Here is a 15100-nt window from a genome sequence, read left to right as displayed (position 1 = left end):
GATTGACCTGATCCGATCAGCCGGATTTCAGCCGCTTCTTTTCCGTCACGTCGATCTGGACGACCCGGCCTTCGTGGACGGTCACCGAAACGCTGCCGTACTTGAGGCCCGTCAGAGCCTCGCGCACATCGGCAAGGCTCTCTTCAAGCAGCCGGGCCGCTTCCGGGGTGAGCGCTGGTTTCGGGTTGCTGGCGGTCATGGCAATGCTCCAGTCTGGGAAAAGCTAGTTCGAGTGGCGTAAACTCAACCAATGTGATAGACATCAAATCACTTCTGTCAGGGCTGGTAGCTCAACTTTATACTCTACTCGATTTGTAGAAATGAGGGTCAGGCTGCTGCCAGTGTTACCCGAGGACACTCGATGATCGTGGTCGCACCCACTGGCCCTCATCGGGAAACCCTCGCGTTCGACTGGTCCCGCTTGCCCAATACGGCAACAGAACCGTTGGAAATCAGCGGCGCGCGCGGCGGCGTCGCTTCGCTGACCAACTGGTTCAGCAGGTATTGTCCGTAGGGCCAGTTGCCGATGCCCGAACTGGCATTGATGTGGCCAATCGGGCCCGCATCGACCAGGCGACTGCCCCATTTCCGGGCGAAGCGCTTGGCCAGGCTAAAGCTGGCATAGGGATCGTTCCGGCTGGCGGCGACAATGCTTCGGAACGGCAACTTGCCGCCTGCCAGCGGCGGGAACCGCTTCAACCGGGGATCGAGATCTTCGCTTTCCACATCCGGAGGTGCGACCAGCAAGGCGCCAGCAACAGGGCGGCCAAATGCCGGCTGCTCATAGGCGGCCCACCAGGCGACGGCATGGCAGCCAAGGCTGTGGGCCACCAGGATGACCGGCCGCCCGGCCCGATGTATCGCCAGGTTGAGCTGGTTGACCCAGGTGTTCCGGTGCGGATCGTCCCACATCCCGAGTTCGACGCGCTGGCTGTGCGGAAGCTCCCGCTCCCACAGCGTCAATCGAGCGACCGGCTACAGCGAACGCGTGGAGGCCGACGTGCTGATTGGTGCGGACGGCATCCATTCGGCGGTCAGGCGGCAGTTCTATCCAGACGAAGGCGCCCCGCGCTGGAACGGGATCACCCTGTGGCGATCCACCTCCCCCGTCACCGCGCCGATGGGCGGAAAGGCGATGATCTGGGCAGGACGATCAGCGCAGAAATTTGTCGCCTATCCGATCGGCAAGGATCCCGATACCGGTCTCGACCGGCTCAACTGGATCTGCGACCTTCAGGTGAGCGATGCAGGTTCCCCGCCGCCGCGCGACTGGAACCGGCCTGGGAATCGGGCAGACTTCCTGCCGCGTTTCGCGGACTGGCGCTGGGCCGGGGTCGATGTTCCGGCAATAGTCGCCGCATCGGGGCCTATTTACGAATTCCCCATGGTGGACCGCGATCCGCTGCCGCAATGGACCTTCGGGCGCGTTACCCTGATGGGGGACGCGGCGCATCCGATGTATCCGATTGGCTCCAACGGCGCGACGCAAGGCATCATTGACGCGCGGGTGTTCGCCTGGCACCTGGCAGCCGCAAATTCCGTCCAGGAAGCACTTGCAAAATACGAATCCGACCGCCGCGAGACGACCGCCCGGATCGTTCTGCTGAACCGCCAGCAAGGCCCCGACCGCGTCCTCGATCTTGCCGCAGAGCGGCTTGCAAGCGGGCGCGACCTGAACGAAGTGCTGCCCATGGCAGAGCGGGCGGAAATTGCCCTTTCGTACAAGAAGACTGCCGGCTTCGACCCTGCGATGCTTAACGCGAGGTCTAGCTTCACGGCATTGGCGCCCTAACCGCTTACAGCGGAAACTGGGTGTCTCTAATTGCGGAGAGTAGCGCACCTGCGCCCATGGACAGGTATCCCCCGGCATCGAAGAATGGAAATTGCGCGCTACTGAAAGGTAAGCGTGACCATCAAGCAGCCAGAGAACACTCAGCCGCCAAATCAGATAGACGTCTGGTTCGATGGCGGCTGTCCGCTATGCCAGCGTGAAATATCGTTCATGCGGCGGCTGGATCGCGCTGGGCGGATCCGGTTTATCGACCTGTCGCGCGGCGATGCCGCCTGTCCGCTGGACAAAGCGGACATGCTGGCGCGGTTCCACGCGCGGGAAAACGGTGCGATCCTGTCTGGCGCGGCAGCTTTTGGCGCCATGTGGCGCGCGATTCCCTTGCTGCGCCCACTGGGGCTTGCCGCACGCCTGCCCTGGATCGCTGCGCTGCTGGAATGGAGCTACATCCGGTTCTTGCGCGTCAGACCGCGCTTGCAGGAGTATTTTCGATGAGCGGGCCGCGTTATCGCAAGGTTCCTTCGGCCCGCCTCTCACGGCTTGCCTCGTTCGGGCAACTGGCTGGCGGCATTGCCGGGGGCATGATTGCTGAAGGGGCGCGGCGGCTGGCCAGTGGCGAGCGGCCGCGCATGGCCGATCTGCTGCTGACGCCGGACAATGCCTTGCGCGTGACCGAACAGCTCTCGCGGCTGCGCGGCGCGGCGATGAAACTGGGGCAGATGATCTCGCTCGATGCGGGCGACCTGCTCCCGGCAGAGCTGACCGCGATCATGGCGCGGCTGCGGGACGCGGCCCATTTCATGCCGCCCGCCCAGCTGAGCCAGGTGCTGACGGCGCAGTGGGGACCGGATTGGCGGCGGCGCTTTGCCAGTTTTGACGCAACGCCCATCGCCGCCGCCTCGATTGGCCAGGTTCATCGCGCAACACTGCCCGATGGACGCGTGTTGGCGATCAAGGTGCAATACCCCGGCATCGCCGCCAGCATCGATGCGGATGTCGACAATGTCGCCACGCTGCTGCGGATGTCCGGGCTGCTACCAGCCGCGCTCGACCTTGCGCCGCTGCTGACCGAAGCCAAGCGCCAGCTGCGCGAGGAAGCCGACTATGTCCGGGAAGCGTCCCAGATGCGCCGCTATCGGACGCTTCTGGCCGATGACCCGGCTTTCGTCATGCCCGCACCGCTGGACGAATTGTGCGGCGAACGGGTTCTGGCCATGGACTTCATTCCGGGCCGACCGATCGAGACGCTGCAAGAGGCGCCGCGCGAAACGCGGGATGCCGCCATGACGGCCTTGTTTGGCCTGGTCCTGCGCGAACTGTTCGAATTCGGCCATATGCAGACCGACCCGAACTTCGCCAATTTCCGCTGGCAGGCGGATAGCGGCCGCATTGTCCTGCTGGATTTCGGCGCAACCCGGCCTGTCCCTGGGGCCACGGCGACTGCCTATCGTGAGCTTATGCAGGCGGGCCTGGCGGAGGATCGCGCAGCCCTGCGTGGCGCGCTGGTGGCGGCGGGCTTTATCACCCCCGCGCTGCGGCAACGCCATGGCCGAGCGCTTGACGAGATGATCGAGATCCTCTTGCAGCATCTTGGCAGGCCTGGTCTGTTCGATTTTGCCGATCGCAGCTTCATCGAACCCATTCGCCGCCAGGCCGAGCGGATCGCCGCCGACCGCGCGGCGTGGCACGTTCCGCCTGCGGATACCCTGTTTGTCCAACGCAAGGTCAGCGGCACCGCGATGCTGGCCGTAAGAATGGCCGCACGCCTGCCGCTGCGCGACATGGTCGAGCAGGCTCTGCAAAAGCAGCCCGGTTGCAGCCAATAGACAGGGCGATGATGAACCCGGCGCAATTCCCTCTGACGCGGGCAACCGCCCTCGCCCGGCTTGACGCATTTGTCAGCGACGCTGCCGCAGCTTATGGCGCGAAGCGGAACCTGGTTGATCCGTCGGGCTCTCATGCCGCGGTTTCCAGACTGTCGGCCGCCTTGCGCCGGCGTCTGGTCAGCGAGGAAGAGGTTGTCCGCGCGGTGCTGGCCGCTCATCCCTTCAAACAGGTGGAACAGTTCATCGCGGAAGTATTCTGGCGGACATACTGGAAAGGCTGGCTGGAGCTTCATCGCGGCCTCTGGCCCGAAACAGTGGCAGAGACCGCCACTGCGAAACAGCAGCTGCTCACCAACAGCGCGGCAGCTGTGCAATACCGGGCCGCCTTGAATGCAGCCACGGGAATCGAGGCGTTCGATCATTGGGTGCGTGAGCTTGGGAACACGGGCTACCTCCATAACTGGGCCAGAATGCAGGTCGCGTCGATCTGGGTCTTTACCCTGCGCTTGCCCTGGCAGCTTGGCGCAGACTGGATGTTCCATCAGCTTCTCGATGCTGACCCGGCCTCGAATACCCTAAGCTGGCGATGGGTTAGCGGGCTGCATACGGCAGGCAAGACTTACCTCGCCGATGAAGAACGGATCAGCAGCATGACAGGCGGCGCGCTGAAGGCCAGAGGCCTGGCGAAGAATTCGGTCCCGCCCGTCACAGGCGCCGTGCCCTCACTCGCCGCGCTGCGAGAGCCGACCGCACCAGATCATAAAGCGCCAAGCCTGGTCCTGGTTACCTGTGAAGACCTCTCTCTGGAAACAGAGCTTGAGCTTGATGATGTCCGCGGGATTTTCATTCCAGGCGACCTGCACATGTCCCATGCAGATCGGATAGCCATAACTGACGCAGCAGATCGCGCCTCCAGACATTGGGGCATCCAATGCCAGGAAGTCGACCTTGCCAGCATGGCCAAAGCCGCAAGGGAGCGTGGCTGCACTCAGATCGTAACCGGCTTCACCCCGACAGGGCCAACAGCCGACAGGTTGGCTGAAATCCAGGGCCGTCTCATCAATGAGGGCATCACGTTTGCAGAGCACCAGCGCCGCTGGGACCGGCTTGCCTGGCCATTCTGCGCAAAAGGCTTCTTCCAGTTCAAATCGCGCATACCCGCCCTGCTCCGGGATCTGTCAATTCACCAGCCCCACTGAATAGTCCCGCTGTTCATGGCCGGTCGGTCCTGCAGATCAAGGCCGGGTCGATTTCAATACCAAATCGTGTTGCCAACCAGATTTAAGTATTATAACATAGATCAGGAAACATCACGCTAAAGGGGTGCTGAATTTCACGCTCCGCACTCGCGGAAGATCACCACAAAAATCCATGTTATTGTTTTTGTTCTATTTTGAGCAAGCCAACAACAACAATGCCTTATAATAGCGGTCGCTAGCTTGCTCCCAGGGTTCACCTCAGGAGGTAAGGCATGAAAATCAAGACCATCCGCGCCGCATTGGCGACTGCCACCGCATTGTCTGGCGCCTTGTGCAGCACTGCTGCCTGGGCTGACTGCGTTTCGCAAGCGCCCGTCAATCCCGAACAAGTTGTCTGCGATGACCCCGGGACCGCGGGCTGGAACGGATCGTCGACCAACAATCTGGTCGTCACGGTTTTGAGTGATGCCAACATTACCACAAGCGCAGGCGGCCCTGCCCTGATCAGCACTGGCACCAGCAGTGCGGTCATCAATTTCGGCGGCAATTTCGCCCCTGCCGGAGTGATCACCTACGGCATCGATGCAGGCAGTGGAACCGGGGCGGCCATCTCGGTTGGTGGCGGCAGCATCGTGACGAATTCGTCGGGTGCAGCAATTCGCGGCGCGATCGACTTTGGCAATGCAACGGGCACGACGACCAACGTGCTCAACAACAATTACTCCACCACGGGCGGGGTGAACAACATTGGCCTGATTGACGGCGTCGTCAGCGCCGAGGGGAATTTCACACTGAATAACCAGGGCGTCCTGGGTTGGCAGACGCTGGCGAAGGTTGAACAGACAGGTGCAGGCACCGTCTTGATTCATAACGGCATCGACGGCGGCTACCTGTCTTCGTTCAGTGGCACCTACGATTTCCAGAACGGCTTTATCTGGGGTTCTGGAACGGTCATCTCGACCGAAGGCAATACGACCCTGGTCAATCATGGCGGCGGCGGCAACCTGGGCGGCCTGATCTATGGCGACATTGTGCTGGGCACGGGGTCAACCGGATCGTCTTCCCTGATCAACGGCAGCACGGTCCATGGCAATGCCACGATCATCGGCGATGTGACGATGGCCGACCGCAATAACACGGTCACCAACGACGGCACCATCACTGGCGACGTGACCATGAACGGCGCCGGGTCGAACATCTATAATGCCGGTTCCCTGGGCTCTTCGGGCGACAACGGCTTGCGCCTGCCAGGATCTCAGATCGACGGGACAGGCGCGCCGACCGGAACTGTTGCTGGAACGCTGACCGGCCTGGCTGCGAATTCGGCCAACAATGTCCTCAACCTCAACGGCACGGGCACCAGTACGCTTCAGGCCGGGGTGACCATCCTGAATTTCGGTGTAGTGAACAAGAACGATGCCGGAACCTGGGTGATCAAGAATACCCTTGATGGTGCTGCCGGCAAACTGGTCACCGTCAACCTCAACGAGGGGCTTCTGTCCGTCGATAACGCCGCATTCCTGGGCTCAAGCGCGACGACCATCGTCAACAATTCCACCGATGGACCGCAGGGTTCGCTGATCTTCAACGGTACAGCAGCCGGAACTTTCGCGGGCAACATCACCGGAATAGGTTCGATCGGTATTACCGGACCGAATGCCACGACATTTACCGGCACGAACTCACACACGGGCTGGACCTACATCTTCAATGGCACGCTCAACGCCGACAGCGTCGGCGCCTTGTCGAGCAATTCCGACCTCTACATGAGTGATGGAATTCTGAACGTGAATGCCGACGTGACGGCCAAAAACCTGATCGATTACACAGCTGGCAACAATGTCATCAACATTGCCGCAGACTCGGCGCTTGCCGTTGCAGGCGGAGACTATGGCGACAACGGAGGCGTGATCAACGGACCGGGGTCGCTGATCAAGTATTCGGTCGGCACACTCATTCTTTCGGGTACCGATCAGATTGCGCCCGGAGCATTGATCGTCCACGATGGCATCGTCGATCTGAATGACGGTGCACTGGGCAGCGCGACCGCAGTACGGATCAATTCCACCGCAACAACTGCCGGCGTGCTTAACGTCAACGACAGCGACACGATTGGTTCGCTGGCCGGGACCGGCGCGAACGCTACCGTCAATCTCGCCACGGGTGCCAACCTTGATGTGGGCGGTCTGAATACCAACACCACCTTCTCCGGAATGATTGCCGGAGCAGGCTCGCTGACGAAAAGCGGCAGCGGAATCCTGTCGCTGACCGGTGCCAACAGCTACACCGGCGGCACCACGATCAACGACGGGGCAATCATGGGCTTCGTCGGTGCGGGGGCCTCGATCACCGGGGACTACACCCTGAACAACGACGCGTTCCTGACCTTCAACCAGCTGCTCCCGGTCAGCGGTCCGCAAAGCGGCACCTTCTCGGGTGACGTGACTGGTGCGGCCACTGCCTATATGCAGTTCATCGGCAACAGCACGACCACTGTCACCTTGACGGGCGACAACTCGGGCTTTGCCGGGACATCCACGCTGGGCGGCGGCGTGAGCACGATTGGCCAAGGCGGCACCGTTGCGATCGGCAACTCCACCAACATCGGCACTGGCACGCTGCAGTTCTACGATGGTGTCCTGCGGACCACGGGAACGATGACGCTGGCGAATGCCGTTTCGCTCCAGACCACGGATGGTGGCGGCACCTTCAATACGGACGCTGGCACGACCCTGACCCTGACTGGCGCGGTTTCGGGGGGCGGCGCCCTGCTGAAGACCGGCACCGGCACGCTCGTCCTGGACGGCATCGGCACCTACACGGGCGGAACGACAGTCTCGGCAGGCACGCTCCAGGGGATCGCGGGTGTCGGCATTCAGGGCGATATCCTGAACAATGCCACTGTGGTCCTGAATGGATCGCTCCAGACCTACGACGGCGACATGTCGGGAACCGGCAACGTCGTGATTGACGGGGTCGTGGGTCTTGCCGGAACCAACACCTATTCCGGCACGACCACGGTCGGGGAAGGCAGCGAACTTGGCGCTCGCAGCCTCAATGGACTCAGCGCGAATTCGACCATCATACTCGACGGGGCTCTGGGTGATCTGATCGGCGGCTTCGTCGATGACCAGACGATCGGTGCGCTTTCGGGCGGGAGCACCGGCACGGTCCAGACCGATGGCCACACGCTGACCACCGGCGCCAACAATGCAAGCACCACCTTTGCCGGACAATTCCTCGCCGGCTCGGGAAGCCTGGTCAAAGTCGGGACCGGCACCTTCACCTTGTCAGGCACCGGCAGCGAGCTGAGCGGGAACCTGGGGGTCGATGCCGGAACGCTGTCCCTGACCGGGACTCTGGCGGCGGCCACCACCACGGTGGCGAGCGGAGCAACGCTATCGGTCGACGGCACGCTCACTTCGCCCACCGTGGGGATTGACGCTGGCGGCAAGCTGGTTGGCGGGCTTGGCACCGTTGCCGGCACCATCGTCGGCGACGTGACCAACGCGGGTACTGTCGCACCCGGCCACAGCCCCGGCATCCTGGCCATCACCGGTTCCTATACCCAGACCTCGACGGGAACTTATGCCGCAGAGGTTCTGGCAAACGGAACTGGCACGGTCGTCGCCGGTGTGGACTATGACCGGATCGCCGTGACCGGCACTCCAGGAACGGCCACCCTTGCCGGAACCCTGGCACTGACCCGCAACGGCAGCCTCTATGTTGCAGGAACGAACTACGACATCATCACCACCACCGGCGGGATCAGCGGCAGCTTCTCGACCGTCACCGGTGCAACGGTATCGCCGTTCCTGACCCTGTCCAACGCCACTGCCAGCGGTGGCGGGATCCAGGGCAACAACTACCGCCTCGTCGTGGTTCGCTCGGCCGCTTACAACACTGTGGCGACCAACCCGAACCAGGTAGCCGTAGCGAACGGTCTGACCGGCATGATCGGCAGCACGGGGGCCGCCGCCACGGTCAACAAGATCGATAACATGACTGCTGCCCAGGCCCAGGCGCTGTTCTCGTCACTCAACCCGGAACCCTATGCCGCCTATGCAACGGCATTGCTTGACCAGGGCAACCTGTTCACGCGGCAGGTCAGCAACCGGCTTTCGCTGAATGGTGGCGAAGATCGCCAGACCGGGGTCTGGATCACCGGTTATGGCAGCTGGGGCGATGGCAAGGATCGCGGCGATTACCGGATCGGCAGCGATCACGCCATCACCGGCTTTGCCGCCGGGGTGGAAATGGGTTCAGAGAACCTGCGTTTCGGCCTGGCCGGTGGTTACTCCGAAGATGAAGTCGACTTCCTGCAGGGCAACTCCTCGGGCAAGAGCAAGTCATGGCAGGTCGGCGGTTATGCCGGTTACGCCAGCGGCGGGTTCCGGATCGATGGCCAGGTCGCCTACATCTCGGGTGACATAACCGCTTCCAAGGCGGTTGCCGCTGGCTCCGGGGTGACCCTGATCGAGGGTACGGCCGGGGTCGATACCGCCGGCGATGTGGTCAAGGGCAGCATCACCCTGGGCTATGATCTGAGCGGTGATAGCTTCACCTTCACGCCATACGCAGGCATCGACTATTCGAGCGGCAAGGTAAAAAGCTTCACCGAAACAGGCATGGGTACACTCGGCCTGACCGTGGCGGATATCCAGGCGGACCGGACGGACCTCGTCGTCGGGGCACGCTTCGGGGCCGATCTTGGAACCGTCCGTCCCTTTGTAAACGCCAGCTATCGTTACGATCTGGAAGACCATCCGGGCACGGTAACGGCCTATTTCAACGGGGTGTCGGCAGCGCCGTTCACCGTTTCGGCCATCGGCATGGGACGATCGGCAGTGGAAGTGGATGCTGGTCTCAGCGCCAGGATCGGCAGCAGCGTTGACGTCTTCGCCGCCTACCAAGGGGCGTTCCGCAACGATCGCGACAGCCACGGTGTCAGCGCGGGTATCCGCCTGGCATTCTGATCTCCCGCAAACCGGGAATGAAGAAACGAGGGGCCGGTTTTCGCCGGCCCCTTTTTTTGGCAGTGTCGGATGGATTGCACCGCTAACCTTGGACCTGCCCTGCTAACGAAGCTTGGCAGGCCTGCCCCGTAAGCCCACTCTGATCAGTCCGGTATTGATGTGCGGCGCCGGAAAGGCCAAGGGCACCACGTTGCACGCTGCTCTCTCAAGCGGCATGATCCGGACCGCCCGCAGAAGTGCGTGAAACCCGCCCCGCTCACGAAAGCAGACCTTCCATGCTCGACATTCCCTGGGACCAGCCCGCGACTCTGATAGACCTCGACGGGAAACCGCCCAGCATCAGCACGGTCCGCGACTGCGTCCAGCACTTTGCCATCCTGACCCCAGAGGCGCAGCAGAAGGCGCGGATGCTCCTGACCCGGCCGACCTTTCGTGCGGATCGCAAATCGCGCACCTGGTTGCTCAATCCGGACGAGATCGAGCTTTTGCTCGCTCGGATGCAGGCGGAAAACGCGACGAGGAATTGAGCGGCCACGCTGGGTGGCGCTGCGTTCAGTCCCCCAGCCATTGGTTAGTGATCTCTCCGTTGTGCCCCTCGGGCGCCAGCGCGGCGCGCAGGGCTTCCAGCAGAGGGGGCAGCGCCTGGGTGAAGGCGTAGGGCGGATTGACGAAAAAGAGGCCCGCGCCGTTATAGATGCCGGGCTGATCGCTATCGTACAGCCAGTGCTCCACGCACAGCAGTTTCGGGATGCCGAGCTTGCCCAACTTCTCTTTCCAGCGCGTATGGGTGGCGCGGTCTTTCAACGGAAACCAGATCACCGTCACGCCGTGCGCCCATTTGCGCATGGCGGCGGCCAGGGTGGCCGTGATCCGGGCGCGCTCGTCCATTTGCTCATAGGGCGGATCGACTACGACCACGCCGCGCGGAGTGCGGGGCGGCACCATTGCCAGCCACAGCTCATAAGCATCGCGGTGATGAACGGCAGCGGGGGTGTCGCGCATCGCGCTTCGCAGAGCAGCAACGTCCTCGGGGTGTTTCTCGTTCAGGATCAGGAAGTCTTGCGGGCGCAGCAACTGCGACAGAAACCGCGGCGATCCAGGATAAAGGTGCGGCCCTCCCCCGCCATTCACGGCCCGTACGGCGGAACGGTAGTCATCGAGCAAAGGGTTCGTATCGGCAAAGGCCCGCAACACGCCCTGCGCGGCTTCGCCGGTGCGCTGTGCTTCATCCCCGCCAAGGTCGTAGAGCCCGCAGCCGGAATGGGTATCGATCAGGGTCAGCGCGCTGTCCTTTTGCTGCAAGGCCCGGACCAGCGCGATCAGCAGGCTGTGCTTGACCACATCGGCGCTGTTGCCCGCATGGAAGGAGTGGCGATAGTTCATTTAAGTTCGGGTTCCTGCGTCCTGCCCTTAGGCAAGGGTAACGTAAATCTCTGCCTCGATCACCCAGTCCCCGCCGGACTTGCGCCACTTGGCCGAATAGTCGCCAGAGGCAAGGTGTTCCCCGCTGGCCGCCGAAGTGCCCTGCCATTTGCCCTGTTCCAGCGCAATCGGCTCCACCGTCGAGACAGTGATCGTTTCCGGCGTGCGGACATATGTCGTGCGGGCGCGGGCTGCGAACTCGCGCTTCCACGCCAGCAATTGCGCCTTGCGTCCGGCAATGACCGCACTGTCCGAGCCGGTGACCATGACCACGTTCGGCGCCAGCAGCGGCCCGATCGCGGCGAGGTCCGCTTCGGCAAGTGCCCGGTTGAACGCGGCGCGGCGCAGGCGGATGGCAAGTTCGGTGGACGCAGTCATCGCCCTCCCCTTCGCGATAAAACGCACCGGTCGTCAACAGCGCAGTGCGGCTAGAGAGGCTGTCGATAGGTCCTGTCTCCGACTGGACAAGCCACCCGCCCCGCCAGTAGCGGCGCGCCCATGAGCATTATCGCGACGATCATGAATACCGCCACCGGACGCCCGATCCAGAAAATGAAGTTCGGACGGATGCCCAAGCCGTGGATCAGCTTCAACCTTGAAACCGGCGAACTGGTAACGGCAGAGCGGATCGACGTGGGCAAGCCCGCCCCCGGCAAGTTCATCGCGCCGATCGATATCTGGGTTACGGTGAAGCCGAAGGATTGAAGCGCATCGGTCCTGGCGGGCCTGCCTTCCTTAATCGGAGGCAGACTTGGCCTGGGCCTTCATCACCTGATAGGCGGCCTCGCGCGGTTCCTGCTCCAGCGACAGGAGGTATTGGCACGCTTCCTTGTAGGTCAGGAACGGCTTGCCATTGACCAGGATGGGCTGGGTCCGCCCATTGTAGATGCGCCGCAGGAACCGCCTCTGCGCGCGGGCGAGGGCCGGTTCGTCTTCGTTCGTGACAGCCATGCCCGATCCTGTAGTAGACCGGACCGGAAGGCGCCACCGCTCAGGTGCCCAGCAAGATTGGAGTCCAAGAACGTGTCATCCCCGGCTGAGCCCCTGTCCGAGCACTTTGCCTATTGCATCCAGGTGCTGGGCGGCGTCACCACCGCGTCGCGGCGGCTGGGCATCGACGAGCGCGCGCTGCGGCGTTTCGCCAATGGCGAGCGACCCGTCAGCACCCGCTTGATGCAGGATATGGCGCAGGCCCTGCGCGACCTGGCCGCCGAAGCGACCGCAGCGGAGCAACAGATCGCAGCGTCATTGAACCCCGGATCAGCAGAATCTTGACCTGAAGACGCTGGACATCGCCCGGCCGGGGTCAACGCCAGCCGTTCTTCCGGGCCTGCGCCTCCTGCTCGGGATCGAGCGCGCCAGCCACGGCCATATCCTGCGCAGCGGCCATCATGTCGCCCACAGCGCTGTCTGCCTGGCGGTAATCGCGCTGCTCAGCGGCCACTGCCCCGCCCTTGCGCACGATCCGCCATCCCTGGCCATCGCGGCAGGCAATGCCGGAATTCGACCGCCCGGCCCAAGCGCGGCATAGTTCCCCGCCTTCGCGGTTGAAGCTGAGCAGCACTTGCGGCTCTCCCGCCGGGACTGGATCGGCGCTAAGCCGGCTGTCCAGAACTGCCGCCAGCTGCTTGTCCGCATAGGCATCGCCCGCCTCTTCGCGCGGCAGGTTGATCAGCAAAAGCGCCAAGGACGCCGCCAGAGCCGGCCCCGCCAGCCAGCGCCAATGCGGCACGGCGCGCGCGGCGCGTCTGGCGCGGGCATCGCCGATTTGCGCCACCGTGGCCGCCGCCGGTTCGCGCGCGGCGGGATCTTGCAGCAGGTTCGCCAGACGATCCGGCACCGCCTCCCCGGCAATCGGGTCGTAGTGACCGGCCAGCATCGCGCGCAGATCCTGATGGGCCTTTACCTGCCGGGCCAGCTCCGGGTCCGCCGCCACCGCAGCCGCCACTTGCGCGGCGCGCTGTGGGGGCAGCTCGCCATCGGCAAAGGCGGCCAGTTCTTCGCGGGATAGCGTCATTGCAGTCCTCCCAGTTCGGCCAGCAAGGCATCGCGCCCACGCACCAGCCGGGAATTGAGCGTGCCAACCGGACAGCCGATGATCTCTGCCGCCTCGCGGTAGCCATAGCCCTCGACCATGACCAGCAACACCGCCTCGCGCTGTTCGGCGGGCAGCCTGCTCATCGCGCGGTCCACGTTGCCCAGCTCCACTTTCGCCTCTTGCGCTCCGTCCGCGCCAATCGTCAGGCCCGCCTCTTCCTCCATGAAGGTCTGGCCGCGGCGTTGGCGGGAGCGGGCTTCGTCGATCCACAGGTTGCGCATGATCCGGTACATCCAGCTATCGAGACGCGTGCCCGCCTGCCACTTGTCGCGATTGGCCAGCGCGCGCTCCAGAGTCATCTGGCACAGGTCGTCCCCGTCCGGCACGCTACCGGCCAGCCCGGCGGCAAAGCGCCGCAGCCGGGGCAGAAGTGCCAGCAGGTCACGTTCAAACGAATCAGACAGGTTCTGTGCCTTTCATGGATGAAACGTCCGGAACTGTCCGTTTCATCCATGATTAATGCAAATTCCCGCTAAAAGGTGAACCATGCTGCGCAAAGCCCTCTGGACCATTTCCGCCGCGATAGCCTTGGCCGGACCAGCCACAGCGCAACTGGCCGTGCCGCAACTGCCGCTGCCGCAGCTTCCCGGCGTGCAAGTCGATGGCGTGCTGGAAACGCTCGACGCCCAGGTCGGCGCGCGGGCAGCACAACTGCTGCAACTGCGTGAGCGTGCGCTGGACCGCCTGCTGCGCGACAATCGGGACAGGATCGAACGCGACCGTTTTGGCGATCTCGCCCGGCGCGGCGAGCTGCTGGTCATGGACGTGGACGATGCCGCTCTGGCCCAGGCAATCGCTGCGGGCTTCACGGTGATCGAGCGAACCACGGTCGAGGGACTTGACCTTGCCGTCATCCGCCTGGCCGTTCCGCCCGGTTTGCCGCTGGGCAAGGCGCAGGCGAAGCTGGAGCAGCTTCTACCCGGAGCGACGATCAGCGCGGACAACCTGCATCTGGGCGCCGGGACCGCGGCACGCGCAACGGCATTCGCAGCGCGCGGTGTCAGCAGCCGCACGATTTCCACGAGCGTTGGCGTGATCGACGGCGGTGTCGGCAGCGCCGCGCCGGTCCGCATGCAACGTGGCTTTGCCAGCGGTGCGCCGCGCGCCAGCAACCACGGCAGCGCGGTAGTCTCCCTGCTGTCGGCCGCAGGCGTCCGGGATGTCCGCCTGGCCGATGTCTATGGCAGCGACCCGGCCGGAGGGAACGCCCTGGCGATTGCGCGGGCGCTGGGCTGGTTGACGCAAGGCGGGGCGAAGGTCGTGACGATCAGCCTGGTCGGCCCGCGCAACCCGGTGCTTGCCCGCGCAGTCAGCGCGGCGCAGCAGCGCGGGGTGGTGATCGTTGCGGCGGTCGGCAACGACGGACCCGCAGCGCCGCCTGCCTATCCCGCCTCTTACGACAATGTCGTCTCGGTAACCGGGGTGGATCGGCGCAACCGCCCCCTGATCGAGGCAGGGCGCGCCTTGCATCTCGACTATGCGGCGCCCGGGGCGGACCTCTGGGCGCAGAACGCCGCTGGCCGCGCCGGTCCGGTTCGCGGCACCTCCTATGCGGCGCCGCTGGTTGCCGCGCGGCTGGCGGCGGCACTGGATCTGGGCCCCGCCTGGCGCCCCCACCTCGATGCCGAAGCGCTCGATCTGGGGGCACGCGGGCCGGACAAGCTCTACGGGCGCGGGCTGCTGTGCAGCGCCTGTCGACCCGCGCGCTGAAAAAATTTTCGCGCCGCGTGGATTAAACCGGCGGCGGGGTCCGTTTCCTGGATGAGCGGATGGATCGGACCATCCGCAAT

General features: G+C 63.8%; 16 protein-coding genes. 9 read left to right on the top strand and 7 right to left on the bottom strand.

Annotated elements, in window-relative coordinates; all coding sequences use genetic code 11:
- Window positions 1-16: 16 nt before the first annotated feature.
- Together ACQKOE_RS15560 and ACQKOE_RS15555 are read right to left on the bottom strand one after the other, a co-directional pair.
- On the bottom strand, window positions 17-199 hold the full coding sequence (locus tag ACQKOE_RS15560; protein ID WP_427513625.1) for a YezD family protein: 183 nt from the start codon (window positions 197-199) through the stop codon (window positions 17-19).
- A gap of 188 nt (window positions 200-387) precedes the next feature.
- Window positions 388-963, bottom strand: coding sequence for an RBBP9/YdeN family alpha/beta hydrolase (locus ACQKOE_RS15555; RefSeq protein ID WP_427513624.1), 576 nt, complete (start codon window positions 961-963; stop codon window positions 388-390).
- Between the two features lie 37 nt (window positions 964-1000).
- Here ACQKOE_RS15555 and ACQKOE_RS15550 point away from each other — a divergent pair, with 37 nt between their 5' ends.
- From ACQKOE_RS15550 to ACQKOE_RS15525, 6 genes are all read left to right on the top strand, one after another.
- A complete protein-coding gene (locus ACQKOE_RS15550; RefSeq protein WP_427513623.1) occupies window positions 1001-1792 on the top strand; it encodes an FAD-dependent monooxygenase in 792 nt (263 codons plus the stop codon).
- Window positions 1793-1906: 114 nt separating this feature from the next.
- The gene (locus tag ACQKOE_RS15545; RefSeq protein ID WP_427513622.1) at window positions 1907-2284 is read left to right on the top strand and encodes a thiol-disulfide oxidoreductase DCC family protein; all 378 of its coding nucleotides are present in this window, start codon (window positions 1907-1909) and stop codon (window positions 2282-2284) included.
- Entirely contained in the window at window positions 2281-3615 is a 1335-nt protein-coding gene (locus ACQKOE_RS15540; protein WP_427513621.1) for an ABC1 kinase family protein, read from the top strand. The genes ACQKOE_RS15545 and ACQKOE_RS15540 overlap by 4 nt, the downstream gene beginning before the upstream one ends.
- A gap of 8 nt (window positions 3616-3623) precedes the next feature.
- Window positions 3624-4814, top strand: coding sequence for an FAD-binding domain-containing protein (locus tag ACQKOE_RS15535; RefSeq protein WP_427513620.1), 1191 nt, complete (start codon window positions 3624-3626; stop codon window positions 4812-4814).
- A gap of 272 nt (window positions 4815-5086) precedes the next feature.
- Entirely contained in the window at window positions 5087-9790 is a 4704-nt protein-coding gene (locus ACQKOE_RS15530; protein WP_427513619.1) for a beta strand repeat-containing protein, read from the top strand.
- Window positions 9791-10065: 275 nt separating this feature from the next.
- Window positions 10066-10317 carry a hypothetical protein gene (locus tag ACQKOE_RS15525; protein ID WP_427513618.1) on the top strand — a complete coding sequence of 84 codons (252 nt, stop codon included), beginning with the start codon at window positions 10066-10068 and terminating at the stop codon, window positions 10315-10317.
- A gap of 25 nt (window positions 10318-10342) precedes the next feature.
- Here the strand turns inward: ACQKOE_RS15525 and ACQKOE_RS15520 are convergent, their stop codons facing one another.
- Window positions 10343-11173, bottom strand: a complete 831-nt coding sequence (locus ACQKOE_RS15520) for a 23S rRNA (adenine(2030)-N(6))-methyltransferase RlmJ (protein WP_427513617.1) — start codon at window positions 11171-11173, stop codon at window positions 10343-10345.
- A 27-nt stretch (window positions 11174-11200) separates the two neighbouring features.
- Window positions 11201-11590 carry a nuclear transport factor 2 family protein gene (locus ACQKOE_RS15515; RefSeq protein ID WP_427513616.1) on the bottom strand — a complete coding sequence of 130 codons (390 nt, stop codon included), beginning with the start codon at window positions 11588-11590 and terminating at the stop codon, window positions 11201-11203.
- A 120-nt stretch (window positions 11591-11710) separates the two neighbouring features.
- Here ACQKOE_RS15515 and ACQKOE_RS15510 point away from each other — a divergent pair, with 120 nt between their 5' ends.
- Window positions 11711-11917 (top strand): hypothetical protein, encoded by a 207-nt coding sequence (locus tag ACQKOE_RS15510; RefSeq protein WP_427513615.1) that lies wholly within the window; start codon window positions 11711-11713, stop codon window positions 11915-11917.
- 30 nt (window positions 11918-11947) lie between these two features.
- Here ACQKOE_RS15510 and ACQKOE_RS15505 read toward each other — a convergent pair whose 3' ends face one another.
- Window positions 11948-12163, bottom strand: coding sequence for a hypothetical protein (locus ACQKOE_RS15505; protein ID WP_427513614.1), 216 nt, complete (start codon window positions 12161-12163; stop codon window positions 11948-11950).
- Window positions 12164-12235: 72 nt separating this feature from the next.
- Here ACQKOE_RS15505 and ACQKOE_RS15500 point away from each other — a divergent pair, with 72 nt between their 5' ends.
- Window positions 12236-12487 carry a hypothetical protein gene (locus ACQKOE_RS15500; RefSeq protein ID WP_427513613.1) on the top strand — a complete coding sequence of 84 codons (252 nt, stop codon included), beginning with the start codon at window positions 12236-12238 and terminating at the stop codon, window positions 12485-12487.
- 31 nt (window positions 12488-12518) lie between these two features.
- On the opposite strand, the gene ACQKOE_RS15495 is transcribed toward ACQKOE_RS15500, so the two are convergent.
- Window positions 12519-13229 carry an anti-sigma factor family protein gene (locus ACQKOE_RS15495; protein ID WP_427513612.1) on the bottom strand — a complete coding sequence of 237 codons (711 nt, stop codon included), beginning with the start codon at window positions 13227-13229 and terminating at the stop codon, window positions 12519-12521.
- A complete protein-coding gene (locus tag ACQKOE_RS15490) occupies window positions 13226-13714 on the bottom strand; it encodes an RNA polymerase sigma factor (RefSeq protein WP_427513669.1) in 489 nt (162 codons plus the stop codon). The genes ACQKOE_RS15495 and ACQKOE_RS15490 overlap by 4 nt, the downstream gene beginning before the upstream one ends.
- A gap of 82 nt (window positions 13715-13796) precedes the next feature.
- Here ACQKOE_RS15490 and ACQKOE_RS15485 point away from each other — a divergent pair, with 82 nt between their 5' ends.
- Entirely contained in the window at window positions 13797-15020 is a 1224-nt protein-coding gene (locus tag ACQKOE_RS15485; RefSeq protein ID WP_427513611.1) for a S8 family serine peptidase, read from the top strand.
- Window positions 15021-15100 lie beyond the last annotated feature (80 nt).

The organism is Novosphingobium sp. NPDC080210, assembly GCF_050281025.1.
Lineage (GTDB): Bacteria > Pseudomonadota > Alphaproteobacteria > Sphingomonadales > Sphingomonadaceae > Novosphingobium.
This window is presented reverse-complemented; position numbering and strand designations above follow the sequence as displayed.